The 26500-nt window shown below is 43.8% G+C and carries 18 protein-coding genes and 1 other annotated feature; of the genes, 11 read left to right on the top strand and 7 right to left on the bottom strand.

Translation table 11 applies throughout. The features are described from left to right. Positions 1 to 13: 13 nt before the first annotated feature. The 3 genes from gltB (EYW48_RS01065) to gltB (EYW48_RS01055) all read right to left on the bottom strand — a co-directional run bounded on the left by gltB (EYW48_RS01065) (position 14) and on the right by gltB (EYW48_RS01055) (position 10902). Complete coding sequence (gene gltB, locus EYW48_RS01065; protein ID WP_171979515.1) at positions 14 to 4477, bottom strand: glutamate synthase large subunit; 4464 nt, start codon at positions 4475 to 4477, stop codon at positions 14 to 16. Between the two features lie 408 nt (positions 4478 to 4885). After that, positions 4886 to 6355: a glutamate synthase subunit beta gene (locus tag EYW48_RS01060; RefSeq protein WP_176245463.1), complete on the bottom strand. Its 1470-nt coding sequence runs from the start codon at positions 6353 to 6355 to the stop codon at positions 4886 to 4888. Continuing rightward, on the bottom strand, positions 6355 to 10902 hold the full coding sequence (gltB, locus tag EYW48_RS01055) for a glutamate synthase large subunit (protein WP_277431770.1): 4548 nt from the start codon (positions 10900 to 10902) through the stop codon (positions 6355 to 6357). The genes EYW48_RS01060 and gltB (EYW48_RS01055) overlap by 1 nt, the downstream gene beginning before the upstream one ends. A 539-nt stretch (positions 10903 to 11441) precedes the next feature. On the opposite strand from gltB (EYW48_RS01055), the gene EYW48_RS01050 reads away from it, so the two are divergent. From EYW48_RS01050 to EYW48_RS01040, 3 genes are all read left to right on the top strand, one after another. Continuing rightward, positions 11442 to 12377 carry a TIGR01212 family radical SAM protein gene (locus EYW48_RS01050; protein ID WP_171979514.1) on the top strand — a complete coding sequence of 312 codons (936 nt, stop codon included), beginning with the start codon at positions 11442 to 11444 and terminating at the stop codon, positions 12375 to 12377. A gap of 97 nt (positions 12378 to 12474) precedes the next feature. Continuing rightward, on the top strand, positions 12475 to 14814 hold the full coding sequence (arcB, locus tag EYW48_RS01045; RefSeq protein ID WP_171979513.1) for an aerobic respiration two-component sensor histidine kinase ArcB: 2340 nt from the start codon (positions 12475 to 12477) through the stop codon (positions 14812 to 14814). A gap of 4 nt (positions 14815 to 14818) precedes the next feature. Then, the gene (locus tag EYW48_RS01040; RefSeq protein WP_053310805.1) at positions 14819 to 15274 is read left to right on the top strand and encodes a hypothetical protein; all 456 of its coding nucleotides are present in this window, start codon (positions 14819 to 14821) and stop codon (positions 15272 to 15274) included. A gap of 69 nt (positions 15275 to 15343) precedes the next feature. Here EYW48_RS01040 and arcA read toward each other — a convergent pair whose 3' ends face one another. Continuing rightward, entirely contained in the window at positions 15344 to 16060 is a 717-nt protein-coding gene (gene arcA, locus EYW48_RS01035; protein WP_053310806.1) for a two-component system response regulator ArcA, read from the bottom strand. Between the two features lie 711 nt (positions 16061 to 16771). On the opposite strand from arcA, the gene EYW48_RS01030 reads away from it, so the two are divergent. Further along, the gene (locus tag EYW48_RS01030; RefSeq protein WP_053310807.1) at positions 16772 to 17257 is read left to right on the top strand and encodes a putative 4-hydroxy-4-methyl-2-oxoglutarate aldolase; all 486 of its coding nucleotides are present in this window, start codon (positions 16772 to 16774) and stop codon (positions 17255 to 17257) included. Here the strand turns inward: EYW48_RS01030 and EYW48_RS01025 are convergent. Beyond that, positions 17254 to 17682 (bottom strand): hypothetical protein, encoded by a 429-nt coding sequence (locus EYW48_RS01025; protein ID WP_274695880.1) that lies wholly within the window; start codon positions 17680 to 17682, stop codon positions 17254 to 17256. The genes EYW48_RS01030 and EYW48_RS01025 overlap by 4 nt on opposite strands. A 321-nt stretch (positions 17683 to 18003) precedes the next feature. Here EYW48_RS01025 and thrL point away from each other — a divergent pair, with 321 nt between their 5' ends. From thrL to thrC, 4 genes are all read left to right on the top strand, one after another. Beyond that, positions 18004 to 18081 carry a thr operon leader peptide gene (gene thrL, locus EYW48_RS01020; protein ID WP_080996368.1) on the top strand — a complete coding sequence of 26 codons (78 nt, stop codon included), beginning with the start codon at positions 18004 to 18006 and terminating at the stop codon, positions 18079 to 18081. Next, positions 18019 to 18136, top strand: a sequence feature (Thr leader region). It overlaps the preceding gene by 63 nt. Positions 18137 to 18165: 29 nt before the next feature. Next, positions 18166 to 20625: a bifunctional aspartate kinase/homoserine dehydrogenase I gene (thrA, locus tag EYW48_RS01015; RefSeq protein WP_274677176.1), complete on the top strand. Its 2460-nt coding sequence runs from the start codon at positions 18166 to 18168 to the stop codon at positions 20623 to 20625. 18 nt (positions 20626 to 20643) lie between these two features. Next, positions 20644 to 21600: a homoserine kinase gene (gene thrB / locus EYW48_RS01010; protein ID WP_274701958.1), complete on the top strand. Its 957-nt coding sequence runs from the start codon at positions 20644 to 20646 to the stop codon at positions 21598 to 21600. Then, entirely contained in the window at positions 21597 to 22880 is a 1284-nt protein-coding gene (thrC, locus tag EYW48_RS01005) for a threonine synthase (RefSeq protein WP_277431769.1), read from the top strand. The genes thrB and thrC overlap by 4 nt, the downstream gene beginning before the upstream one ends. 135 nt (positions 22881 to 23015) lie before the next feature. On the opposite strand, the gene grcA is transcribed toward thrC, so the two are convergent. After that, complete coding sequence (gene grcA / locus EYW48_RS01000) at positions 23016 to 23393, bottom strand: autonomous glycyl radical cofactor GrcA (RefSeq protein WP_277431768.1); 378 nt, start codon at positions 23391 to 23393, stop codon at positions 23016 to 23018. A gap of 322 nt (positions 23394 to 23715) precedes the next feature. On the opposite strand from grcA, the gene nfo reads away from it, so the two are divergent. The 3 genes from nfo (at position 23716) to EYW48_RS00985 (ending at position 26203) form a co-directional block, all read left to right on the top strand. Continuing rightward, the gene (gene nfo, locus EYW48_RS00995) at positions 23716 to 24609 is read left to right on the top strand and encodes a deoxyribonuclease IV (protein ID WP_053310812.1); all 894 of its coding nucleotides are present in this window, start codon (positions 23716 to 23718) and stop codon (positions 24607 to 24609) included. A 273-nt stretch (positions 24610 to 24882) separates the two neighbouring features. After that, complete coding sequence (gene ung / locus EYW48_RS00990) at positions 24883 to 25563, top strand: uracil-DNA glycosylase (RefSeq protein WP_277431794.1); 681 nt, start codon at positions 24883 to 24885, stop codon at positions 25561 to 25563. Between the two features lie 88 nt (positions 25564 to 25651). Next, the gene (locus EYW48_RS00985) at positions 25652 to 26203 is read left to right on the top strand and encodes a hemerythrin domain-containing protein (RefSeq protein WP_277431767.1); all 552 of its coding nucleotides are present in this window, start codon (positions 25652 to 25654) and stop codon (positions 26201 to 26203) included. Between the two features lie 47 nt (positions 26204 to 26250). Here EYW48_RS00985 and EYW48_RS00980 read toward each other — a convergent pair whose 3' ends face one another. Then, a complete protein-coding gene (locus EYW48_RS00980; RefSeq protein WP_171979510.1) occupies positions 26251 to 26430 on the bottom strand; it encodes a DUF3545 family protein in 180 nt (59 codons plus the stop codon). Positions 26431 to 26500 lie beyond the last annotated feature (70 nt).

Below are 26500 nucleotides of genomic sequence, written 5' to 3'. Positions count from 1 at the left end.
TGGCTCCTTCCAATTATTGTGCTTGAACGCGCAGCTCTGCGGCACTACGGCTTTGATGGCCTAGTAGTGTGCTGAGATCGGCAGCTTGTGGTTTAACGAGATAGAACTTTGGTATCCATTCATCAAAGTTTGCGAGAATATGTTCGGCATGAACTGAACCTGTTTCTTCCAAATGCTCAGCGATTAAACCACGTAAATGCTCTTGGTGGATGTATAAATCTTGCAATGAAACGGCCTCGACAGATTCACCGTTAACACGACCTTGGAAATCCCCATTTTCATCCATCACGTACGCAAACCCACCAGTCATGCCTGCGCCAAAGTTCACTCCTGTTGCCCCAAGAATGGCAACAATACCGCCAGTCATGTACTCACAAGCGTTATCACCAGCACCTTCGATGACGGTGATGGTACCTGAATTACGCACGCCAAAACGTTCGCCAGCTTTACCTGCTGCAAACAGTTTTCCACCAGTTGCGCCATATAAACAAGTATTGCCGACAATAGTGGCTTCATGGCAATTAAAGGTTGTGCCAAGGTGTGGTTTGATCACTAACTTACCCCCAGCCATGCCTTTACCGACATAGTCGTTTGCATCACCAGTTAGATATAATTCAACACCACCAGCATTCCATACCCCGAAAGATTGGCCTGCGGTACCGTCAAGGTGAATTTTAATCGGTGAGGCTGCCACGCCTTGGTTCCCATAGCGCTTAGCGATTTCACCCGATAAGCGTGCACCAATAGAGCGGTCCGTATTTCGCACGTTGTAATACAGGTTGAGCGATTGTTGAGATTCGACGGCGCTTAGCGCATCGTCAACGATCTGTTGGTTAAGTTGAGCTTTATCAAACGGTGTGTTTGGTTCAGTCCAATATAGCGGATGATGCTGTTGAGATACCGGTGCTTCTAACAAGCCAGATAGATCAAGCTTGCTTTGTTTTGCAGTCATCCCAGCGACGACTTCCAGTAAGTCTGTACGGCCAATCAAGTCGGTGAGCTTTTCAACGCCCAACTCTGCTAGGTATTCGCGCACTTCATCAGCAAGGCCGATGAAATAGTTCATCACCATTTCAGGTAGGCCTTTGAAATACTCTTTACGCAGCGTTTCATCTTGTGTTGCGACACCCGTTGCGCAGTTATTTAAATGGCAAATGCGTAAGAATTTACAGCCCATTGCGACCATAGGTGCAGTACCAAACCCAAAGCTTTCTGCACCGAGAATAGCGCCTTTAACCACATCCAGGCCGGTCTTTAATCCGCCATCTACTTGTAAACGAATTTTATGACGCAAGCCATTAGCGACTAATGCTTGTTGGGTTTCGGCCAAACCAAGTTCCCACGGGCTGCCTGCGTATTTAACTGATGTGAGTGGACTTGCTGCTGTACCGCCGTCGTAACCTGAAATGGTGATAAGGTCAGCGTAGGCTTTAGCCACACCGGTTGCAATAGTGCCAACGCCCGGTTCTGAAACGAGTTTGACCGAAATCAGCGCTTTGGGGTTTACCTGTTTAAGGTCGAAAATAAGCTGCGCTAAATCTTCAATTGAATAGATATCATGGTGCGGTGGTGGGGAAATTAAGGTTACCCCTTGCACTGAATAACGCAACTTGGCAATTTCCGCGGTCACTTTATGGCCGGGAAGTTGTCCGCCTTCCCCTGGTTTTGCACCTTGGGCAACTTTAATTTGTAATACATCAGCATTGGTTAAGTAATGCGGTGTCACACCAAAGCGCCCCGAGGCAACCTGCTTGATACGAGAGTTTCGCTCGGTACCAAAGCGGCGTGGATCTTCACCACCTTCGCCAGAGTTCGAATAGCCGCCTAAACGGTTCATGGCCGTCGCGAGCGCTTCATGTGCTTCTGGGCTTAATGCTCCAATGGACATTGCGGCAGAATCGAAGCGTTTAAATAGCTCGGTATTCGGCTCGATTTGATCTAGCGTTAAAGGTGTGGCTGATTTTTTTAGCTTGAGTAGGTCACGCAACATTGCCGCTGGGCGAGCGTTGACCTGCTGAGCAAAAGCCTTGTAATCAGATGTTTCACCTGATTTTACGGCTTGTTGTAATGTGCCAACCACATCAGGGTTGTAAGCATGATACTCACCACCGTGTACATATTTCAGCAGTCCGCCATGTTCCAGAGTTTTACGTTTGGTCCAAGCTTTGCGCGCAAGGTTATAAAGATCTTGTTGAAAATCATCAAAATTAGCACCTTGAATGCGAGTTGTGACTCCTTTAAAACACAAATTGACGACGTCACTATGCAAACCTACCGCTTCAAATAATTGTGAACAACGGTAAGAGGCGATGGTCGAAATGCCCATTTTGGACATGATCTTCAATAAGCCTTTATCAATACCGTAGCGATAGTTTTGCATCACTTCGCGATAGCTTTTTTCTAAGGTACCGTCATCTATCATCTTGCTTAATGTTTCGTAAGCAAGGTAGGGGTAAACGGCTGTGGCACCAAAGCCAAGTAGGACTGCAAACTGATGAGGATCGCGCGCGGTGGCGGTTTCAACGATAATATTGGCATCACAGCGTAGGTTCGCTTCTACTAAGCGAGTTTGTACTGCGCCTACCGCCATGGCTGCTGGAATAGGTAGCGTCTCTTTGGTTAATGCTCTATCTGACAATACGATCAGTACTGATCCTTGGCGAACTTCTTGTTCTGCTTGTGTACATATATCGAGCAGTGCTTGTTGGAGATCTTTTTGTTTGGGATCGTAATTGATATCCAACCGGCTATGTCGATAGTGTTTATCACTTAGATTAAGCAGTTGTTGCATATCTGAATAAAGTAAAACTGGAGAGTCAAACGTCACACGATACGCATGGCCATCGGTTTCGCAAAAGACGTTCATCTCTTGACCGACGCTAGTGGCAAGAGACATCACATGTTTTTCACGCAGTGGATCGATAGGTGGGTTGGTGACTTGTGCAAATTTCTGGCGGAAATAGTCGGTTACCAAGCGTTCTTTTGATGAAAGTACCGCCATCGGCGTATCGTCACCCATCGAACCTACGGCTTCTTGTCCCACATCACCCAGCACGCGCAGCACTTGATCGATCTCTTCGTTGCTCATCGCAAACTGTTTTTGATAGGTTTTTAGCTCGTCATTACCGAAGCTGCGTTCGCCCACCAAATCGTCACTGAGTTCAGAAAATGGCGTTAATCGATGGACGTTATTTTTCATCCATTCGCCATAAGGGTGGCGGTTTTTTAGATCATTATCGATTTCACTGGATTGCCAAAGTTTGCCTTGGCGAGTATCGATTACCAACAGTTCACCAGGTCCAACACGCCCTTTTTCTGCCACTTCATCGGGGGCGTAATCCCAAATGCCAACTTCAGAGGCGAGGGTAATGAGCTTATCTTTGGTTATGACATAACGGGCAGGGCGCAGGCCGTTGCGATCCAAGTTACAGGCGGCGTAACGTCCATCAGACAAGACGATGCCAGCTGGACCATCCCATGGTTCCATGTGTTTTGAGTTAAAGTCATAGAAAGCACGAAGATCTGGGTCCATATCGGGGTGGTTTTGCCATGCTGGCGGTACCAACATGCGCATTGCTCGGAAGATATCCATGCCGCCAGCTAAAAAGAGGTCAAGCATATTGTCGAGACTGGAAGAGTCCGAACCTGTCTCATTAACGAACGGAGCCGCTGTTTGTAGATCGGGCAATAGCGGTGAAGCAAATTTATAAGCACGGGCTCTTGCCCATTGACGATTACCTTCAATAGTGTTGATTTCACCATTGTGCGCTAAGTAGCGGAACGGTTGAGCAAGCGGCCAACGGGGTTGGGTATTGGTTGAGAAACGCTGGTGGAACAAGCAAATGGCAGATTCCATGCGTAAGTCGGCAAGATCGAGATAAAAGCGTGGTAGATCCGCAGGCATACACAAGCCTTTATAAACAATAACTTGTGTTGATAGTGAGCAGATATAGAAATCGCGATCATCGGTGATCTGCTTTTCAATACGGCGGCGAGCAATGTATAAGCGTCGTTCAACATCTCTTTCACGCCAGCCGGCAGGCGCTGAAATAAAGACCTGCTGAATATCAGGGACGGAGTCTGCCGCGATAGGTCCAAGAACACTTTTATTGGTTGGCACAGTGCGCCAGCCCGTAACAGTGAGCGTTTCTTGTGCTAATTGTTGGTTGATAATATCGCGCGCGGCTTGCGCTTTAGTTGGGTCTTGGCTGAGGAAAATCATGCCGATAGCGTATTGCTTACTGAGCTTCCACCCTTTTTCTTCGGCGATAAGTTTGAGGTATGAATCTGGCTTTTGAAGCAATAAGCCACAGCCATCACCGGTTTTACCATCGGCTGCGATGCCGCCTCGGTGAGTCATGCGATCTAATGCTGCAATCGCCGTTCTTACTAATTTATGACTAGTTTGACCTTCCATATGCGCGATCAAACCAAATCCACAGTTGTCTTTCTCCAAACTTGGATCATATAGAGCCATTGCAATTCTCCCTTTGCTTCTCTGTCATCCAGACAGTAAATGACTAACTATTCTATTTTTATTATTTTTAGTGCGTATTCATGTGCCATTTTTGATTTTAATTTTAACAAAAATGGTCAATTTAATTTTCACTGACTTCACAAGCTATAGCTTATTATGGATAAGGTCAAGTTCTTGGTGAAAAATCACGCTGGAATGCGATTTACCATGTAATTGTCTGAATTAAACTAATGGATTCAATGTGATAGTGTTTTTGTTGTTACCATTTATTAACAATTAAGATTTCATCTAATAAGAAAAACAACAAAAAAGGCCAGCAGGGAGTGCTGGCCAAAAAGTAAAAATTGGAAGGAATCGTTTGATTCAGACACTCTCCTGCGTCGATAAACGCAGGAGAGTATTGAGCCGTTAGGCTGAAAGCATCAGCGAACTTGCTTTTGCTTCGAGGTTAGTACCACCCATCAAGTAGGCATCAATTTCACGAGCACACTCGCGACCTTCATTGATGCAGCGGACAACCAAAGATTGGCCAGTACGCATATCACCCGCTGCGAACACGCCTTTTTGGTTGGTTGCAAAACCTTGCGTAGCAACGTTACCGCGCTCATCAAGTTTAATATCGAGCTGAGCAAGCACTCCATGCGGTTCCGGATGCAAAAAGCCCATCGCCAAGAAAGCCATATCACAAGCAATAACGCGTTCAGTGCCTGCAACTTCTTCAAACGTTGGACGTTCACCGGGGGCTGCATCTTGCCAAACGATGTCGGCAAGGCGTAGACCCGTGACTTGACCTTGCTCATTACCAATGAATTCTTTGGTTAAGATGTTCCAGTGACGTTCACAACCTTCTTCATGAGAAGTTGAGGTACGCAAGATCATTGGATACTGAGGCCAAGGCATATTTTCCGGGCGTTTATCTGCAGGCATTGGCATGATTTCAACTTGGGTAATGCTCGCTGCGCCATGGCGATTTGATGTACCGACACAGTCAGAACCAGTATCACCACCACCAATCACCACTACGTGTTTGCCTTTCGCATGGATCTCTTCAGTTTTAAGATCCATGTTATTGGCGCGACGGTTGTTTTGGCCGAGGAATTCCATGGCGAAGTGTACGCCTTTGAGTTCACGACCTGGGATTGGTAGGTTACGTGGCACGGTTGAACCACCAGTGAGCAATACGACATCAAATTCTTGGCGTAGCTGCTGTGCGTTAACATCGACACCAATGTGCTGGTTGACTTTAAACTCAACCCCAGCTTCTGCCATCAGGTTAATTTTGCGATCAATTATATCCATACCGAGTTTGAAATCAGGAATACCAAAGCGCAGTAATCCTCCCACTTTTTCATCGCGTTCAAACACGGTTACGGAGTGACCTGCGCTGTTGAGCTGCTCTGCGGCAGCTAGACCAGCGGGACCCGAGCCGATAATGGCAACCGTTTTCCCGGTGCGTGAGCGAGGCGTTTTAGGCTTCGCATAGCCTTCACGGTAAGCGGTCTCAACAATGGTTTTTTCGATATTACAGATGGTGATTGGATCTTGGTTAATCCCAAGTACACAAGCACTTTCACAAGGTGCAGGGCAAACACGTCCTGTAAATTCAGGGAAGTTATTGGTTGAGCTTAAGATTTTCCAAGCTTCTTCCCAACTGTCGCGATACACCGCGTCATTGAATTCAGGAATAATGTTACCGATTGGGCAGCCGTTATGACAAAACGGCACGCCACAGTCCATACAGCGAGAAGCTTGAGTGTTAATCTTGCTGCCAAATTCTTCATTGAGAACAAATTCTTTGTTGTCTTGAATACGAACTGAAGGGTCGAGCTTCTGCGGAAGCTCGCGACCATGTTCTAAAAATCCAGTAGGCTTACCCATTATACGGCCTCCACTTCTTCCGTTTGTACTTGCTCAGCTTCAGCCTTACGCTTTTGAAGTACTGCTTTGTAATCACGCGGCATTACTTTGACCATATCAGTCAAACTTGCTTCAAAATTGTCGAGGAATGACTGAGCGACTTCACTTCCTGTGAATTGAACATGCTTGGACAGCATTTCACGCAGCAGATCTTTATCTTCTTGCTCTAGTGGATCCAGATCAACCAGTTCAGGGTTGAGTTTGGACTCGAAGTCACCGGCTTTGTTCCAAACGTATGCAACACCGCCACTCATACCAGCCGCAAAGTTGCGACCTGTTGAACCTAGCACAACCGCAACGCCGCCAGTCATGTATTCACAACCGTGATCACCAACCCCTTCGACAACCACTTTCGCTCCAGAGTTACGAACACAGAAACGCTCACCAGCTAAGCCGCGAATGTAGGATTCACCAGAAGTCGCGCCGTAGAAACAAACGTTACCGACAACGATGTTATCTTCAGCAATAATTGTTGAACGTGCGTCAGGGTAGAGCACCAACGTACCGCCAGATAAACCTTTACCCCAGTAATCGTTCGCATCACCTTCTACTTCAAATTTGACGCCTTTAGCTAAGAAAGCCCCAAAAGATTGACCCGCAGAGCCGTTAAACTTGACGTTCATCGGTTGTGGTAAGCCTTGGTCTTTGTACACTTTCGAAATTTCATTCGAGAGCATTGTTCCAGTGCTGCGGTCTGTATTGACGATAGGGAACGTCGCATTAACCGCTTCACCTTTCTCTAACGCTGGAATCGCTGCTTGAATCAACTGACGGTCCAGTACATTTTCAAGTTGGTGATTTTGCTTGGTTTGGCAATAGATACCATCTTCTGCGCGTGGCTGTTCAATATAAAGCACCGGTGACAAGTCAAGGTTCTTATATTTCCAGTGGTTGATGTCTTCGCGAACTTTCAATTTATGTGACTGACCAACCATTTCATCAATGGTGCGGAAGCCAAGTTCAGCCATTACTTCACGCAGACCCTCAGCCATGTAATGGAAGAAGGTAACGACATCTTCTACACGACCATCGAAACGTTCACGTAGTGTTTTGTTTTGAGTTGCAATGCCGACAGGACAGGTATTTTTATGACACTTACGCATCATGATACAGCCTTCAACGACAAGTGCAGCCGTTGCGATCCCCCACTCTTCTGCACCAAGCAAGGTTGCTACAGCTAAGTCACGAGGTGTCTTCATCTGGCCATCGCTTTGTACAACAATACGGTTGCGTAGACCATTTTTAAGCAACGTCTGGTGAGTTTCAGCCAGACCAAGTTCCCATGGCAAACCAGTATGGCGGATTGATGACATTGGCGATGCGCCTGTACCACCATCAAAACCGGCGATAAGTACCACATCTGCTTTTGCTTTTGCTACGCCTGAAGCAATAGTACCGACACCCGCTTCCGACACGAGCTTCACATTGACACGGCCCGAACGGTTAGCGTTTTTCAAGTCGTAGATAAGCTGAGCCAAATCTTCGATTGAGTAAATATCATGGTGTGGTGGTGGTGAAATCAGGCCGACTCCAGGAGTAGAGTGACGAGTTGCACCGATCCAATCATCGACTTTATCACCTGGAAGTTGTCCACCTTCACCTGGTTTAGCACCTTGAGCCATTTTGATTTGTAGCTCATCAGCATTAGTGAGGTAGTAAGACGTCACACCAAAGCGACCAGAAGCAACTTGTTTAATCGCTGAGCGTTCCCAGTCACCGTTTTCTTTACGCTCGAAACGAGTGGGGTCTTCGCCACCTTCACCAGAGTTCGATTTCGCACCGATACGGTTCATCGCAACCGCTAAGGTTGAGTGAGCTTCGTAAGAGATTGAACCAAAAGACATCGCACCGGTTGCAAAACGCTTTAAGATATTTTCCACAGGCTCGACTTCAGCAAGCGGAATAGAGCCAGCTGGATTTTTTACAAAGTCAAGTTGGCTACGCAGCGTTGCAGCGTTGTCACCTTGAGAATCAACAGCTTGAGCATATTGCTTGAACTGATCGTAATCTTTATTGCGAGTCGATTGTTGCAGTAGCGAGATAGTTTCTGGGTTAAATAGGTGTTTTTCACCTCGTTGTTTCCACTGATAAACACCACCCACATCCAATACTTGTACTGGTACTTCACGAGTTGGGTAACCAACACGGTGACGAACCAATACTTCTTTTGCGATGTCATCAATGGTTAAACCTTGAATACGAGAAACCGTGCCAGTGAAGTATTTATCGACCACCGATTTGCTGATCCCCAGAGCTTCAAAGATCTGTGCACCGTGGTAAGACTGCAGCGTTGAGATACCCATTTTAGAGAAGATTTTCAGCAGACCGCCATTGATCCCTTTACGGTAATTAGCAAACAGCTCTTTAGCCGATGTATTTGGATCCAGTTTTTTGGTGCGTTGCAGTTCAATAATGGTTTCAATAACCAAGTAAGGGTTAACCGCGTTTGCACCATAGCCAATTAAGGTCGCGAAGTGGTGCGTTTCACGCGCATCACCTGTTTCAACCACAATGGCACACTTCGCACGCAAACCTTTACGGATTAAGTGGTGATGAACCGCGCCTACTGCCAACATAGCAGGGATAGCTGCATGGTTGGAGTTTACCGCTCGGTCAGTCAGTAAGATGATTGAATAACCGTCAATGACAGCATCTTCAGCATATTGGCAAATACGTTTAAGAGCACGTTCTAGCTTGCCCTGATCCTCATTTGCTTGGAATACGATATCTAATGTCTTCGCTTGAAGGTGTTCGTTATCAATCGCACGTAATTTTTCAAGTTCAGAGTTAGAAAGAACAGGAGATTCCAATTCTACTTTTTGGCAGTGAAGGGCCGTTTCAGTCAGTAGATTTTGATCTTTACCTAAATAGGTGTTTAGAGACATCACCATACGCTCACGGATCGGGTCGATCGGTGGGTTGGTTACCTGAGCAAATAACTGCTTGAAGTAGTTAGAAAGGTGCTGAGATTGATGTGATAACACCGCCAATGGCCAGTCAGCACCCATGGCAGAAAGTGGCTCGTAACCCGTTTTGGCCAATGGAAGAATGATTTCATTCACTTCTTCAGAGCTGACACCGAATGACTGTTGACGAGACATTAAGCGTTCTGGCGTTGGTTGGCTATATTGGTTGCTTGCCTCTGGTAACTTATTCAAGCTCAGTAGGTTGTCTTCAACCCACTTTGCATAAGGCTGGGCGCTGGCAATGGTATCTTTTACTTCTTCATCAGAGATGATACGGCCTTGTTCAAGGTCGGCAACAAAGATACGGCCAGGCTGCAAACGACCACGATATTCAACGTTTTCTGGAGCAATTTCAACCACACCAGACTCAGATGCCATGACCAAGAAATCATCTTTAGTGACGGTATAGCGAGAAGGACGTAAACCATTTCGGTCTAGTGTGGCACCCACTTGAACTCCGTCGGTGAAACAAACAGAGGCTGGGCCATCCCATGGTTCCATAAGGTTTGCGTGGTATTGATAGAATGCACGACGCGTTGGATCCATGTTTTTATTTTCTTGCCACGCTTCTGGGATCATCATCATTAACGCGTGTGGCAAGCTGCGACCTGAAAGCACGAGAAGTTCCAGTGCCATATCGAAGTTTGATGAGTCTGAGCTGCCTTCCTGACAAATAGGAAGTAGCATATCAATTTCGGCTTGACTAAAGAGATCCGACTCAAGGATCGCTTCACGCGCTTTCATCCAGTTCAAGTTTCCGCGAACGGTATTGATCTCACCATTGTGAGCAATATAACGGAAAGGTTGCGCCAAACGCCATTTCGGGAATGTATTGGTAGAGAAGCGAGAGTGTACTAGTGCAAGCGCTGTCACCATGGTTGGATTTTGTAGGTCAAGGAAGTACTGCGGTACTTGCTCTGTCGTTAGCTGACCTTTATAAACCAAGGTTTTGTATGACATTGAGTTGATGTAAAAATCATCCCCAATGTTTGAAATACTTTCTAAGCAAACACGAACGGTGTAGTTGCGTAATACATAAAGTTTACGTTCCAGCTCTTCTGGTGTGGTGCTTGGGCCGCCAGAGATAAACACATGTTCAAATTGCGGTTCAGTGCTAAGCGGGTCGGCACCGATCATTGAGTTGTCGGTAGGAAGAACACGGTAGCCAATTACTTCTAATTCTAGACGCTTAGCGTTGCGTTCTAAAATATCACGACATTGTGCGCGTTTGTGCTCATCTTTAGGAAACAGCACTACACCGACACCGTATTTTTCAAAAGAAGGCAGTTTAATACCTAGTTTAACAGCTTCTTCAAGTAAAAATTCATGAGGTTTTTGTAGCAAAATACCGGCACCGTCACCCGAGCATGGGTCACAGCCTTGTCCGCCGCGGTGTTCCATGCGAGCAAGCATGTCCAGTGCTTGAGTCACAACCGCGTGAGACTTACGGTTTTTTAAGTGAGCAACAAAACCGATACCACAAGCGTCATGCTCCAATTCAGGAGTATATAGACCTCGTGAATTCTGCTCTCTATCTACCATAGATACATCCTTCCAGTTCAATTTAGACGCACGTTGGCTAAGGCATACTTAGCGATGCGACTTGTCCTTTAATTGTTATCAATTTAAACCCACCGGTGATTGGCGAGTTCGAGTCCTTTCCGTTTCTCACAGGAAAAATATTGCGAGAAAAACATTCCTTAGTGATATTCAATTTATTAATGCCACTTTGTAGTGGTTTATATAGGTGAGTGCTGAATATCACCGATTTTTCCGCATTCATTTGTGTAATAAATATCACAAAAAATAGGGCGGTTGTGTAAGTATCCTACAATTTTGTTTATGGGAATTCCAACGAAAACTCGCTTTAGTCGCCCATTTTTTTCGTTAAAAATGCATATTTTGTTTAACAATGTCGCAACATTACGCAAATAACACTGTTTTTCTGCATGTTTATTGATTTTTATTAGGTGGCATTGTGTTTGAAAGGGGTAACCTTTGTGGATTTAATTTGCAAGGATGTAATTTAGTTACATTAATCGAATTGATATTCATTACTATCTATGAGTGGTTCTTCATCAATGCAATTGCACCAACTGGTTAATACTATTGGCCAAGATCTTCAGCGACGTTACGGCGAAAAAGTTCATAAGCTCACCTTACATGGTGGCTTTAGTTGTCCAAATAGGGACGGTACGATTGGTCGAGGAGGGTGCACATTCTGTAATGTCTCTTCTTTTGTTGATGAACAAACTCAAATCCAGAGTATTGAACAACAACTGACCGATCGGGCCGGTGAAATTAAGCGCGCCAAAAAATACTTAGCGTATTTTCAGGCTTACACTAGTACTTACGCTGAAGTTCAGGTGCTGAAAAATATGTATCAACAAGCACTTAAAGCGGCAGATATTGTGGGTTTGTGCGTAGGTACTCGTCCTGATTGTGTACCAGATGCCGTGTTGGATCTGCTTTCTGGTTACGTGCAACAAGGCTATGAGATTTGGCTTGAACTTGGGTTACAAACGGCTAATAACGACACGCTGAAACGTATCAATCGTGGTCATGATTTTGAATGTTATGCCAAGATTACTCAGCGGGCTCGTGCGCTTGGTATTAAAGTCTGCACGCATTTGATCGTTGGGTTACCTAAGGAGACCCGAGATGACAATGTAGAAACCTTACAGCGAGTGCTAGCGGTTGGAACCGATGGCATTAAGTTGCATGGGTTACATATTGTAGAAGGTAGTACTATGGCCAAAGCTTGGCGTGCTGGAAAGTTAGAAGCCCCAGCTTTGGAGGAATACGTTTCGATCGCGAGTGAACTGATTCGTATGACCCCGCCTGAAGTGGTGTATCACAGAGTCTCTTCTGCCGCCCGTCGGCCGACATTACTAGCCCCGCTTTGGTGTGAAAATCGCTGGTTAGCGATGACCGAAATTGGCCGAGCATTGGATAAAGATGGTGCTCAAGGTTCATTATTAAATAAACCGTTTATCTATTCCCTGCCAAATAGTTAAATATTTGACGTTTTAGCAAATCCCTGTGATTAACTTGGCTGACGAATTAGCGATAAACACGTTAGACTAGCCATACTGTTATCGCATGGAGCGTTTAATGAAACCCATGAAAAACCTTGCCCAGTATTATGTCGACCTGTTGGTTAAGCTGGGCATTCTTCGTTTCTCCATTCTGCTTGCTCTTGCGCTGGTTGCATTGGCGGTTGTGGTGCAAGTTGGAATCACTTTAGTTCTCAACGGTCACGTGGATGATATCGATATTGTACGTTCGGTATTCTTTGGCTTGTTGATCACGCCGTGGGCGGTTTACTTTTTGTCGGTCGTTGTTGATCAACTGGAAGAGTCACGTCAGCGTCTTTCCAAATTGGTTTCAAAATTGAAAGATATGCGTTTGCGTGACCAAGAATTGAACTACAAGCTGCAACAAAATATTGTCAAACTAAACCAAGAAATTGAGGAAAGAATCAAAGCTGAAGAAGCTCGTGAAGAGGCGATGGTAGATTTAGAAAATGAAGTCTATCAACGCGAAAAAACCCAGCTTGAACTTGCAGAGCGAACCGCCTTATTACGTTCGTTTATTGATGCCTCTCCTGACTTAATCTATTACCGCAATGCTAACGGTGTATTTTCTGGTTGTAACCGCGCTATGGAAGAGCTAACAGGTAAGCGCGAAAATCAATTGGTCGGCCTTACGCCTTGGGATGTCTACAGCAAAGAAGTTGCACAACAGATAGTCGAAACAGACGAAAGAGTGTTTGCAGACAACCAAGCTCTGACTTATGAACAGTGGCTCGAATACCCAGATGGTCGTAAGAACTATTTTGAATTACGTAAAGTGCCTTTTTACAGCAAAGATGGGCGTCATTTAGGCTTGGTCGGTTTTGGCCGTGATATTACTGAGCGTAAACGTAACCAAGAATCTTTAGAAAAGGCGAGTCGTGACAAGACCACCTTTATTTCGACCATCAGTCATGAGTTACGCACGCCGCTCAATGGCATTGTAGGGCTAAGTCGAATGCTACTTGATAGCACGTTAACTCCTGAACAACGTAAGCACATGCAAACCATCAACGTCAGTGCCATCACGTTGGGCAATATCTTTAATGACATTATAGACATGGATAAGTTTGATCGCCGCAAACTTGAGTTGCTTCCTGCGCCGTTAAATTTTGAAGAGTTTGTTGCGGAAATTGAAAGCATTTCTGCGTTGATGGCAGAGCAGAAAGGGCTAAGGTTTGATCTTGAAAGGCTCAGTGACTTACCTGTTGCGATCGAAGTTGATGCCACTCGCCTGCGCCAAGTCTTATGGAATTTAATCAGTAATGCGATGAAATTCACCAAAGAAGGTGGCGTAGTGATGACAGTAAGCGCCGATGTGGAAGATCAATTTGCCCATATTGTAATGGAAGTTGAGGATACCGGTATTGGGATTCCTGAAGCTGAACTTGATAAAATATTTGCAATGTATTACCAAGTTAAATCTGGTAAGGACAACCTACATGCAGTTGGAACGGGGATCGGTCTTGCAGTTTCTCGTCAGTTAATTAATTTAATGGATGGCGATATATCAGTAAGTAGTGAAGAAGGGTTCGGAAGTACGTTTACCGTGTCGATTCGCGTTCCTTTATCGCAAGATGCGCATTTTCAGCCACTAATTTCTGCCCCTCAAAGAAGTTTAAATATCTTTATGGTTGAAGATATAGAACTCAATGTCACCGTGGCTCGCTCACTACTTGAAAGTTTGGGTCATACGGTCTCCGTTGCAATGACTGGTGAAGAGGCCTTACAAATGTTTGTGCCCGAAGAGTACGACCTAGTCTTTTTAGATATTCAATTGCCGGATATGACGGGTTTTGATGTTGCGGCTTATTATCGAGACAAATATTCTAAATTGCCGCCATTGGTTGCACTAACGGCGAATGTACTGAAGAATAAAACGGAATACTTACAAAAAGGCATGGATGATGCGATAAGCAAACCGTTGTCTGTCTCTGCCGTTCAAATGATCATTGCAAAGTTTACAGACCGTGAGTTAGTGGCTGACTTGCCGCAACCTGAAGACAAGACGGTGGAAGATAGTAGTGAAGTAAGCACACACTTACTGGATATTGATATGCTTGAATCCTATGTTGATATCGTTGGACCAAAACCCGTTTTGGAAAGTATCCAGATGTTCGAAGAGATGATGCCCAGTTATATCGAAGTGCTTGATTCGAATATGGTCGCCAAAGATCAGGCTGGAATTGTCTCTGAAGCACACAAAATTAAAGGTGCAGCAGGCTCGATAGGCCTTAAACATATTCAAAATGTAGCTCAAAAAGCGCAATCGCCAGACTTGCCCGCGTGGTGGGAAAATATAGGTGATTGGGTTGATGAAATCAAAAATGGTTATCAGCACGATATCCAAGTATTAAAACAATGGTTAGCTCAAAGGTAATATTATGAAAAAAATCGCATTGGCTTCACTCGCTATGGCCTTGTTGGCTGGATGTAGCTCTCCACAAATCGATTGGCAACAAGATAATCTAGCGGTGGTATCAAATATCACCATTGGGCTAAAAAGTACTTTATGGATGAATCAAATGCCAGCAATCAGTGATGAAGAGACGCCGGCAGCACCAGCTTTACATGGCACTTTAAGATTAGATTCATCAGCGGTATTACCTGCTAATTTAACCGTTGATGCATTGGTTATTCAGCAAGGTAGCCGCAGTTGGATTGTGGATAGTGATTCACTGGAATTACGTACTTACAGTGAGAATCAGTGGGAAGTCGTCTTTGAACGTCAAATAGAGGCAAATACGGATGAAGCTGTCGATATCGCGTTGCAGTTGAGTGATGGCGAAAAAGCGCAGTGGTTGATTGACCGTGGCGTAATGATAGATAAAGTCTATTAAGCTTGTTGATAACAAAAAGCCCTTTAACGTGAGTTAAAGGGCTTTTTTAATCAGCATAATGAGAGGATATTAGTCCTCTAGGTCACCACAAAAGCGGTAGCCTTCGCCATGAATCGTAGCGATGATTTCAGGAGTACCTGATACTGACTCAAAATGCTTACGGATACGACGGATGGTCACATCAACAGTGCGATCATGAGGCTTAAGTTCACGACCGGTCATTTTCTTCAATAGATCAGCACGAGTTTGAATTTTACCTGGGTTCTCACAGAAGTGTAGAAGTGCACGGAATTCTGAACGTGGTAACTTGTAACCTTCGCCATCAGGATTAACTAAAGAGCGGCTGTTGATATCTAAAACCCAACCATTGAATTCGTACTTCTCAACACTACGCTTTTCTTCTTGCGTGGTATTGGCATTCATTGATCGACTTAAAAGGTTACGAGCACGAATGGTCAATTCTCGTGGGTTAAATGGCTTCGTGATGTAGTCATCCGCGCCAATTTCTAGACCAAGAATTTTATCGACTTCGTTGTCACGACCAGTCAGAAACATTAGCGCAACATTCGCTTGTTCACGAAGTTCGCGAGCTAACAGAAGGCCATTTTTACCTGGTAAGTTGATGTCCATAATTACCAAGTTTATTGAGTTATCAGACAGTGCGTGGTGCATTTCTTCACCGTTACTGGCTTCAAAAACAGCGTATCCCTCTGCTTCAAAAATACTCTTAAGAGTGTTACGAGTTACTTGCTCATCTTCAACGATAAGGATCTGCGGGGTTTGCATTGGCGGTACCTAAACTTGTGAAAAAATTGTGCTAATAGAATTAATTCTAGGCAAAAAACGTAACATACAGGTAATCTGTTGTTAAATCATAAACCAAAGTTTTGAAAAATACACTTACTTCAGTCGCCCGCCATCCATAGATATCTTTAGCATCGAGGTCTCCGTGCCCTCTACTGTTCTATTAGTTTCTGACGCGGATTCTATAATGTTAACAGCATGCTAACAATGACTGAATGTTAATTCCAATCACTTTGTTGATTTACATCAATAGTTCTAATGTAACAAATATTAATAGCCTTGCGCAGTTGTAAACTTACGGAATATTTCCCCAATACGAGATACGGGCTTTGAACATCACTCGATTTGATATTTTGTGTGAACAATAAGCACGTCAAGTCTTAACCTGCTTTTGTGATAAGGTGGAACCCGCTTGATAGATTCTTGTCAAAAAATGAGAATTGCGTAAAAAATCAACGTTTACAGATGTGAAATACGTACTATGATAAAATCCATTAGTATGAAAATCGAGTATTTTGCTGACATTTAGGTAGTAAATGTTGCCTATTCTATGCAAGTGTTGCTTTGCATCGTGTTTAGATTATTTGAGCAAAGTGTTATGCATTGTGGGAGTGAATTCCGTTCTTAGCTTTAACAAACCTTATCCACAATCGCTTGAATTCAAAATAATTAACAATAATCCAAGGAAGAATGATGATAGATATAACGCCAGATATTTGTGACAAATATGAGTCACAAGTGACTTTACTAAACTTACCTCTGCAAACGTTTGGTCTCAAAAGCGCATTTTGGGGAGAAATTGTTACCGTACGTTGTTATCACGACAACTCGAAAGTTCGTGATGTTTTGAGTCAAAATGGCAAAGGCAAAGTATTGGTTGTTGATGGCAATGGTTCTTGCCATAAGGCGTTGCTAGGTGATCAGTTAGCGATAATGGCCATAGAAAATGAGTGGGAAGGAATCATTGTGTATGGCGCTGTACGTGATGTGGGTATGCTTTCGCAAATGGACCTTGGGATTAAGGCTCTAGGTGCTTGTCCGATTAAGACTGAGAAAAAAGGAGCAGGTGAAGTAAATGTAACCCTGACTATTCTCAAACAGATGATTCAACCTGGTGATTACATTTATGCCGATTGGAATGGTGTTTTAACATCAACTCAAGCTTTGGATTGGAACTAAAAACGGAATCCGAGCCCAAACTCAACACCTTGCTGCCACTCTTGATAGTCGAGAGTGGCGTGCAAGTCGATATTTTCAGAGAGCTGCAGTCGGCTGGAAAGTTCAGCAGAAACTGCATCAGCTCGTTTATCATTTTCTGGTGTACTATTTGCTGAACGCAAGGTGCTTTTTAACGATAGCTTCGGGGTTAATTGATAACGAATGCCACTTAGAAAGCCACCACTTTCATTGTTCCCGGAATTATTGATCCTTGCTCCAACATACACATCCAAATCTTCAAATATGCTGTAAGAATAGCCACTATCAATTGTCCAGCTGTCAAAGCTTTGGCTATCATTTTCGCTTAAAACAAATAGTCGATGTGGTGACTTAACTTGCTCTGAAGGCAGTAACGGCAAGATGTTCGCCATACTAGATAAAGAGATAAAAAAAGACAAAGCAAGTGTGATCGTCAACTTCATTCATCTCTCCTTATGTTTATTATTTTTTGGTACTGCATCCACTGCACTGACCATAATTAAAGCACAAAATATCATCAATGACAGGTAGAGTTATATAGCATTTAGTTATTTGCTTATTAGATATGCTATCGAATTGGTTATGTAATAAGTTTCATTGCTGGGGTTTGGTTTTTGACTCACTACGCTGTGGCGTTAGTTAAAAAATAACAGATTTTAATTGACTAATGATCGCTAAATAAGGTAAACGTAGAGGCAAGCAAATACACGAGTATAGAAAGTTTTCCTATGTTACAGCACAGCCTAGTAGTAATGACCACCACCATTATTATTACCGACATTACACATGTTGGGGCGGGCTGCTAAGCGAAAAATTTTTTCAAAAAAGGCCTGTATCCCACCAGATACAGGCCTTTTTTTATACCAATTTAGAATGTTTTGGAGGAAGGGATGCGAGTATTAAAGTTTGGAGGTTCATCGTTAGCTGATGCTGATCGTTTTTTAAGGGCAGCTGATATCATTGCTAACAATGCGCAACAAGAAGAAGTCGCCGTGGTTTTGTCTGCACCAGGCAAAACCACCAATAAATTGGTAGCCGTTATTGAGAGTGCTTTACGTAATGGTGAGGCTGAACTGCAAATTGCAGAGCTTGAATCATCATTTCAAGCGTTATTTTCAGCCATTAAAGCACAAGTTCCCACTGTCGATGGCAGCGCATTTGATAACCAAGTAAATACATCACTCTCTCAATTGCGCCAGTTTGTGCATGGTATGAGTTTGTTGGGTATGTGCCCCGATAATGTTAATGCTCGTATTATCAGCAAAGGTGAACGAATCTCCATCCAACTGATGAAGGCTGTACTTGAAGCGAAGGGGCAAGCGGCATCGCTAATTGATCCTGTTGAGTATCTTTTTGCTCAAGGTGATCACCTTGAGGCGATGGTTGATGTTGAAATCTCTACGCAAAACTTTAAACAGAAACCTCTACCACATGATCACGTTAATATCATGCCTGGTTTTACCGCTGGTAATGAAAAAGGTGAATTAGTCTGTTTAGGTCGTAATGGTTCTGATTACTCAGCGGCAGTGCTGGCTGCTTGTTTACGCGCCGACTGCTGCGAGATTTGGACTGATGTGGATGGGGTGTATAACTGTGATCCGCGTCTAGTTGATGATGCTCGTTTACTCAAGTCGTTGAGCTACCAAGAAGCGATGGAGCTTTCTTACTTTGGTGCTTCCGTGTTGCATCCAAAAACCATTGCCCCTATTGCGCAATTCCATATCCCTTGTCTGATCAAAAACAGTTTCAATCCGCAAGGTGCTGGCACACTAATTGGCCAAGATACAGGCGAAGATAAGCTGGCGATAAAAGGTATTACCACACTTAATAACTTGACGATGGTTAACGTTTCAGGCCCAGGTATGAAAGGCATGGTCGGTATGGCTAGCCGAGTCTTTGGTGCTATGTCCGCAGCCGGTGTTTCGATTGTTTTGATCACTCAATCTTCTTCAGAGTACAGCATCAGCTTCTGTATTGAGGCGCAAGACAAAGCACTTGCGCAAAAAGCGTTGTCAGAAGCTTTTGAACTTGAGCTAAAAGATGGCTTACTGGAGCCTGTAGAGTTCATGAATGATGTAGCGATTGTAACGCTAGTGGGCGACGGTATGCGCACTTCTCGTGGTGTTGCTTCGCAGTTCTTTGCTTCGTTAGCCGAAGTTCACGTTAATATCGTGGCGATTGCTCAAGGCTCTTCTGAACGAGCCATTTCTGCTGTAATCCCTGAAGACAAAATTGCCGAAGCGATTAAAGCGTGCCATGAAAATCTCTTCAATTCTAAGCATTTCTTGGATGTGTTCGTGGTGGGTGTTGGTGGTGTTGGTGGTGAACTTGTCGACCAGATCAACCGCCAGCAAGCAACGTTGGCCGAAAAAGGCATCATTATCCGTGTGTGCGGCCTCGCTAATAGCAAAGGTTTGTTACTTGATAGTGATGGTCTTCCCCTTGAACATTGGCGAGACAGAATGTCTGCGGCGAGTGAAGAGTTTAGTCTTGCGAGGTTAATTTCTCTTGTGCAGCGCAACCATATTATTAACCCTGTGCTTGTCGATTGTACTTCTAGCGAAGTCATCGCTAATCAATATGCTGAATTTTTAGCGGCGGGTTTCCACGTCGTTACTCCGAATAAGAAAGCGAATACAGCGAGCATGGCTTATTACCATCAGTTGCGAGAGGTGGCCCGTAGCTCTCGTCGTAAATTGATGTATGAAACAACAGTTGGCGCAGGTTTACCCGTAATTGAAAACCTACAAAATCTAATTGCTGCAGGTGATGAGCTTGAAAAATTCAACGGTATTCTTTCTGGGTCGCTTTCTTTCATTTTCGGTAAGCTAGATGAAGGAATGACACTAAGCCAAGCTACTACACTGGCTAAAGATAAAGGGTTTACAGAGCCAGATCCTCGTGATGATTTGTCGGGTATGGATGTTGCGCGCAAACTGTTGATTCTCGCTCGTGAAGCGGGAATGCCTTTAGAGTTAGATGACGTACAAGTTGATCTTGCTCTACCACCAGGTTTTGATATTTCAGGAAGTGTTGAAGAGTTCATGGCTCGTTTGCCCCAAGCTGATGCGTATTTCCAAGATTTATCTTCGAAAGCGGCCGAAGAAGGTAAGGTTCTACGTTATCTAGGTGAAATCGCGGATGGGAAATGTAAAGTGCGTATTGCCGCCGTGGATGAAAATGACCCTATGTTCAAAGTCAAAGATGGTGAAAATGCTCTTGCCTTCTTCAGTCGTTATTATCAACCAATTCCACTCGTTCTGCGTGGCTATGGTGCGGGCACTGAAGTGACAGCAGCAGGCGTCTTTTCAGATGTGATGCGTACACTGGGTTGGAAATTAGGAGTTTAGTCAATGAGTTCAAGTGATATGGGAGTGGTGGTTTACGCTCCGGCTTCTATCGGTAATGTCAGTGTAGGCTTTGATGTGTTAGGTGCTGCTGTGTCACCGATTGATGGAAGCTTGCTTGGTGACCGCGTTCAGATCAAAGCGGGAAGCGAACCTTTTGTATTGAAAACTGCGGGTAGCTTCGTCGCCAAATTGCCAGAAAACCCAAAAGAAAATATTGTGTACGATTGTTGGGTCGTGTTTGCTCGAGAGCTTGAAAAGAAAGGTATTGCACTTAAGCCACTCGAAATGACGCTAGAAAAAAACATGCCGATTGGTTCAGGGCTAGGATCGAGCGCATGTTCAATTGTGGCTGCGCTCGATGCACTCAATCGTTTTCATGATTTACCTTTGAATGAAACTGAGCTTCTCGCGTTGATGGGCGAGATGGAAGGCCAAATTTCCGGTGGTGTGCATTATGATAATGTTGCGCCGTGTTATCTTGGTGGTGTGCAATTAATGCTCGAAGAACTTGGTATTATCAGCCAAGAAGTGCCTTGTTTTGATGATTGGTATTGGGTCATGGCTTACCCGGGTATTAAAGTATCTACTGCCGAAGCTCGCGCTATTTTACCTTCTCAATATCGTCGACAAGACATTATTGCTCATGGTCGTCATTTGGCTGGGTTTATCCATGCTTGCCATTCTGGACAGCCAGAACTTGCAGCGAAAATGATCAAAGACGTGATCGCCGAACCATATCGTGAGAAACTGCTTCCTGGTTTTGCTGATGCTCGCAAATATGCGATATCGGCAGGCGCATTGGCTACGGGTATCTCTGGTAGTGGCCCAACATTATTTAGTATTTGCAAAGAAAAAGATGTCGCGCAGCGTGTCGCTCGCTGGCTGGAACAAAATTACGTACAAAATGAAGAAGGATTCGTCCATATTTGTCGTTTAGACAAATATGGTTCGACCGTTACAGGAAGTTCGCTATGAAGCTCTACAACATAAAAGAAAATGATGAAAAAGTCTCTTTTGGTCAAGCTGTTCGCCAAGGTTTAGGTCGCAATCAAGGCCTGTTTTTTCCATCTGAATTACCAAAATTTGATGATATTGATGCGCTTTTAGCGGAAGACTTTATTTCCCGTAGCACTAAAATTCTATCCGCAATGATTGGTGATGAATTACCGGCAGAGCAAGTAAATGCGATGGTTGATGCTGCTTTCCAATTCCCAGCGCCAATCAAATCAGTGAAAGATGGTATTTATGCGTTAGAGCTTTTCCATGGTCCAACACTGGCGTTTAAAGATTTTGGTGGTCGTTTTATGGCGCAATCTTTAGCGGCAGTATCAAACGGCGGAAAAATTACGATTTTAACCGCTACATCTGGCGATACAGGTGCGGCTGTGGCACATGCATTCTATGGCATGGAAGATATTAATGTTGTCATTCTTTACCCGAAAGGGAAAATCAGCCCGCTACAAGAAAAACTGTTTTGTACACTTGGTAACAATATCCATACTGTTGCCATTAATGGTGACTTTGACGCGTGTCAGGCATTGGTGAAGCAAGCGTTTGATGATGCGAAGCTGCGCCAAGAAATAGGCCTTAATTCCGCTAATTCAATTAATATTAGTCGTTTAATGGCGCAAATTTGTTACTACTTTGAAGCGGCAGCGCAAATGAGCAAGTCAGAACGTGAAAACTTGGTTATTTCAGTACCAAGTGGCAACTTTGGTAACTTAACTGCCGGTCTATTAGCGAAAGCACTCGGCTTACCAATTAAACGTTTTATTGCCGCAACTAATGCTAATGATACTGTTCCTCGCTACCTAGAAACAGGCGTGTGGGATCCAAAACCAACGGTGGCAACGACTTCAAATGCGATGGATGTTAGCCAACCAAACAACTGGCCGCGTATTGAGGAGCTATGTCGACTCAAAGGTTGGGGGTTAGATACTCTTGGGAAAGGTGCGGTATCTGATGAGCAAAGTGCAGAGTCAGTACGCGAGCTTTATGAGTTGAATTACCTTTGTGAGCCACATGGTGCAATTGCTTATCGACTATTAGATCAACAATTACAAGAAGGTGAAACTGGTCTGTTCTTGTGTACTGCGCATCCAGCCAAGTTCAAAGAGGTCGTTGACGAAGTATTAGCAACAGATATTGAACTACCAGCACCATTAGCTAAACATGCTGCAATGGAGTTGTTGTCGGAAGAACTAGACAATAACTTTGATGCATTGAAAGCGGTACTCCGAAAAGTTCAGCCTTAAGGCACTACTTGATTTTCTGATGTAAAAATCAGGAAATCAAGTCCCATGCATTAGCTGTATTTTTTCTCTGATGTAAGTAATAAAAATGGCGCTCATAGAGCGCCATTTTTGTATCTAGCTAATCAATTTTATTGATTATAGAGTCTCAGTAAACGTACGAGCAATTACATCGCGTTGCTGTTCAGTTGTTAATGAGTTGAAGCGTACCGCGTAACCCGATACACGGATAGTTAGCTGTGGGTACTTTTCTGGGTGTGCAACTGCATCTTCTAGCGTTTCACGCTTAAGAACGTTCACGTTCAAGTGTTGACCACCTTCGATGCGAGGTGCAGTTTCGATCGCCACTTCACGGCTTTCGTATTCACCAAGATCGCTTAGTGCGATGATTTGATTTGCTTCGTAGCCTGCGTTTGCTGCAACACAACGAGCTTCGTTCTTTTCGTTATCAAGCAACCAGATAGAATTAAGTAGGTTGTCGTTTGCTGCTTTTGTAATTTGAATGCCTTGGATCATTACTATCTCCTAGTCCACCTTAGTGGTGTTATTGGTGTTAACTTTCGAATTTTGTTGAGCTTAGTATTATATAGCTAATATCCATAATATTAATATTGATTTAAGTCAAAAAACAACTAAAAACATTAAATTTATGGTGGTTAATTTTTTGATTTGAATCAATAAATCTTTTAAAAACAATGGTTTTAATTTTATTTTAAACTATAAAAAATATTTTAATGGTCATTTTGTTGTAATTTTACTACATAAATAGGGTGAGTTTGACCTGCTCAATGTAAAATCAGACAATTAGAAACTAATGTTGAAAGTATAAAGTGATTTAATGACAAACAGAAAACAAGGTATCGGAAATAAGTTTATTGGGGCTCATGTATCTGCCGCTGGTGGTGTCGATCAAGCCCCACTAAGAGCAAGAGAAATTGGGGCTAATGCATTTGCCTTGTTTACTAAAAATCAGCGGCAATGGGTGGCCAAGCCTTTAGAGGAGGCAACTATTCGTGCCTTTAAGGCCAATTGTTTGATGCTAGGTTTTAATTCAGAGCACATTCTGCCGCATGACTCCTATCTGATTAACTTGGGTGCTCCAGAAGCGGATAAGCTCGAAAAATCACGGCAAGCTTTTATCGATGAAATGGAGCGCTGCCAACAACTTGGACTGACGCTACTTAATTTTCACCCTGGCAGCCATCTAAAAAAAGTGTCGGAAAGCGAGTGTCTTGCCACTATTGCCGAGTCGATCAATTTGGCACATCAAGCTGTACCCGATGTGATTGCTGTTATTGAAAATACAGCTGGGCAAGGTACCAATTTAGGGTGGCGTTTTGAGCATTTGGCGCAAATCATTAAACAAGTGAATGACAAATCACGAGTTGGAGTGTGTTTGGATACTTGTCACACCTTTACTGCTGGTTATGACCTACGCACGACGGAAGCTTGTGAGGCGACGTTTGCTGAGTTTGATCGCGTCGTCGGTATGCACTATTTGCGGGCAATGCATATTAATGATTCAAAAGCAGAATTTGCTAGTCGAGTCGATCGCCATCATTCACTGGGCAAAGGGGAAATCGGTTGGGCCTGTTTTGAATATATTGCTAAAGACTCACGATTTGATGGTATCCCTTTGATTTTAGAAACGATTGATCCTGATATTTGGTCACAAGAAATTCAGAAACTAAGGCAATTTCATGTTGAATCGCTCTCTATAATTGAATCGTAACTAAAGTTGGCATCTTTCTTTCATAGTGGCTTATGCATAGCTAAGTCTGTAATGAAGGAGGATGCCACTATGTTTCATTCAATGCCACGTACTGTAAATACTCACAGACCTGTTCGACTACCAATACCTAACCGCCATGTTACGGGGCAAGGACATGCTCGAACGCCGCAACAAAAGTCTCATTAATCAGCTAAAGCTCTGTGAAGTTGACTCATGCAGTAATGAGTATTTGTGGGTACAATGTTAGCCATACTTACTTCACAGGGCTCTTTTATGACTCAATCACTGACTTGGCATGATGTTATCGGCCACGAAAAGCAACAAGACTATTTTCAGCAAACAATGGCGTTTGTAGAAAAAGAAAGGTCGTCAGGGAAAGTCATTTATCCTCCAGCTAATGATGTGTTCAACGCATTTCGTTTTACTGAATTTGATGAAGTCAAAGTGGTTATCCTAGGGCAGGATCCTTACCATGGACCAAAGCAAGCGCATGGGTTGTGCTTTTCTGTATTACCAGGGGTGAAAACGCCACCTTCTTTAGTCAATATGTATAAAGAACTGGCGCAGGATATTCCGGGTTTTCAAATTCCCTCGCATGGATATTTGAAAAGTTGGGCGCAACAAGGGGTGTTGTTACTCAATACGGTTTTGACCGTTGAGCAAGGTCAAGCTCACTCGCATGCCAATACGGGGTGGGAAACGTTCACAGATAGAGTCATAGATGCTGTTAATCAGCAGTGTGATGGAGTGGTGTTTTTATTGTGGGGAGCTCATGCCCAGAAAAAGGGCCGTATGATCGATCGCAGCAGACATCATGTATTAATGGCTCCTCATCCTTCTCCTCTATCGGCCCATCGAGGCTTCTTTGGTTGTAAACATTTCTCTCAAACGAATCAATTGCTTATCCAGCAAGATAAAGAGCCTATTAATTGGCAACCTCTGCTCGATGAATGATAATTTGATGTTTTTTCGAGCAGTGTCAAAGCGTGGAGTGCAATCCTTTTATACACTTGGCTAAAGTTATGTGTAATGGAGAAGCACAATGATGATTGAAAGGATCCGAAGAGAGCATGGCTACATGGCGCGCTTGCTTGCAATTTTGCGTAGTAAATTGCACCAACTCAAGAATGAGCAAAGTGTTAACTATGCGTTGCTCAGAGAAATTGTAGATTATCTGGGGAGCCACTCCGAAACAGTGCACCACCCGAAAGAAGACATCATTTATCACTACTATATTGAACACTATGGTCAACAAAATGAGATCGAAAATTTAGAGAAAGAACACTCGGAACTATCGGGTATAACCCATGATTTCCTAGATATTGTCGATATGATTTTGCAAGATGCAGTGGTTCCACAGCATGTATTCATTGAGCAGTTAGAAGCGTTCATCTCTTCCCAGAAGCGGCATTTAGAACTTGAAGAGCAGTCAATACTTCCATTGATTAGTCAAACCTTTACCATTGCGGATTGGCAAGCGGTAGAGGTTCAATGGAGTCAATCAGAGGATGACCCGGTATTTGGTGAAACGATTGCAGAACAGTATCAGCAACTGGCTCAGCGAGTGAGACAAACCGCTTCTGAATGCCAATAACGAGCAGTGAAAAAAGAGGCATCTACTCAAGATGCCTCTTTTTACGGTTAATTTTTGCTAAGTTCTGCTTCGAAGCAGACATCCATCTCCATCAATTCTCTTTGCAATCGTTTTTGATCTTGAATTAATTCTATTTCTCGCCACATTCGCTTTACTGGTTTAGCGCGGCTGGAGCGTATTTTCGTGATTTCCATTTCCAACATTTCGTCAAATTGCAAGCCTTCCATAAGCAACCTCTTGTTGTTGTGATTACGCCATGTCGTGCATTCTAGATAGCACATTTTCACTTAGCCTAAC

Origin of the sequence: Vibrio sp. 1180_3, assembly GCF_029478545.1 — a bacterium.
GTDB lineage: Bacteria > Pseudomonadota > Gammaproteobacteria > Enterobacterales > Vibrionaceae > Vibrio > Vibrio aestuarianus.
The sequence above is the reverse complement of the archived record's forward strand: the minus strand, read 5'-3'. Positions and strand labels throughout refer to the sequence as shown.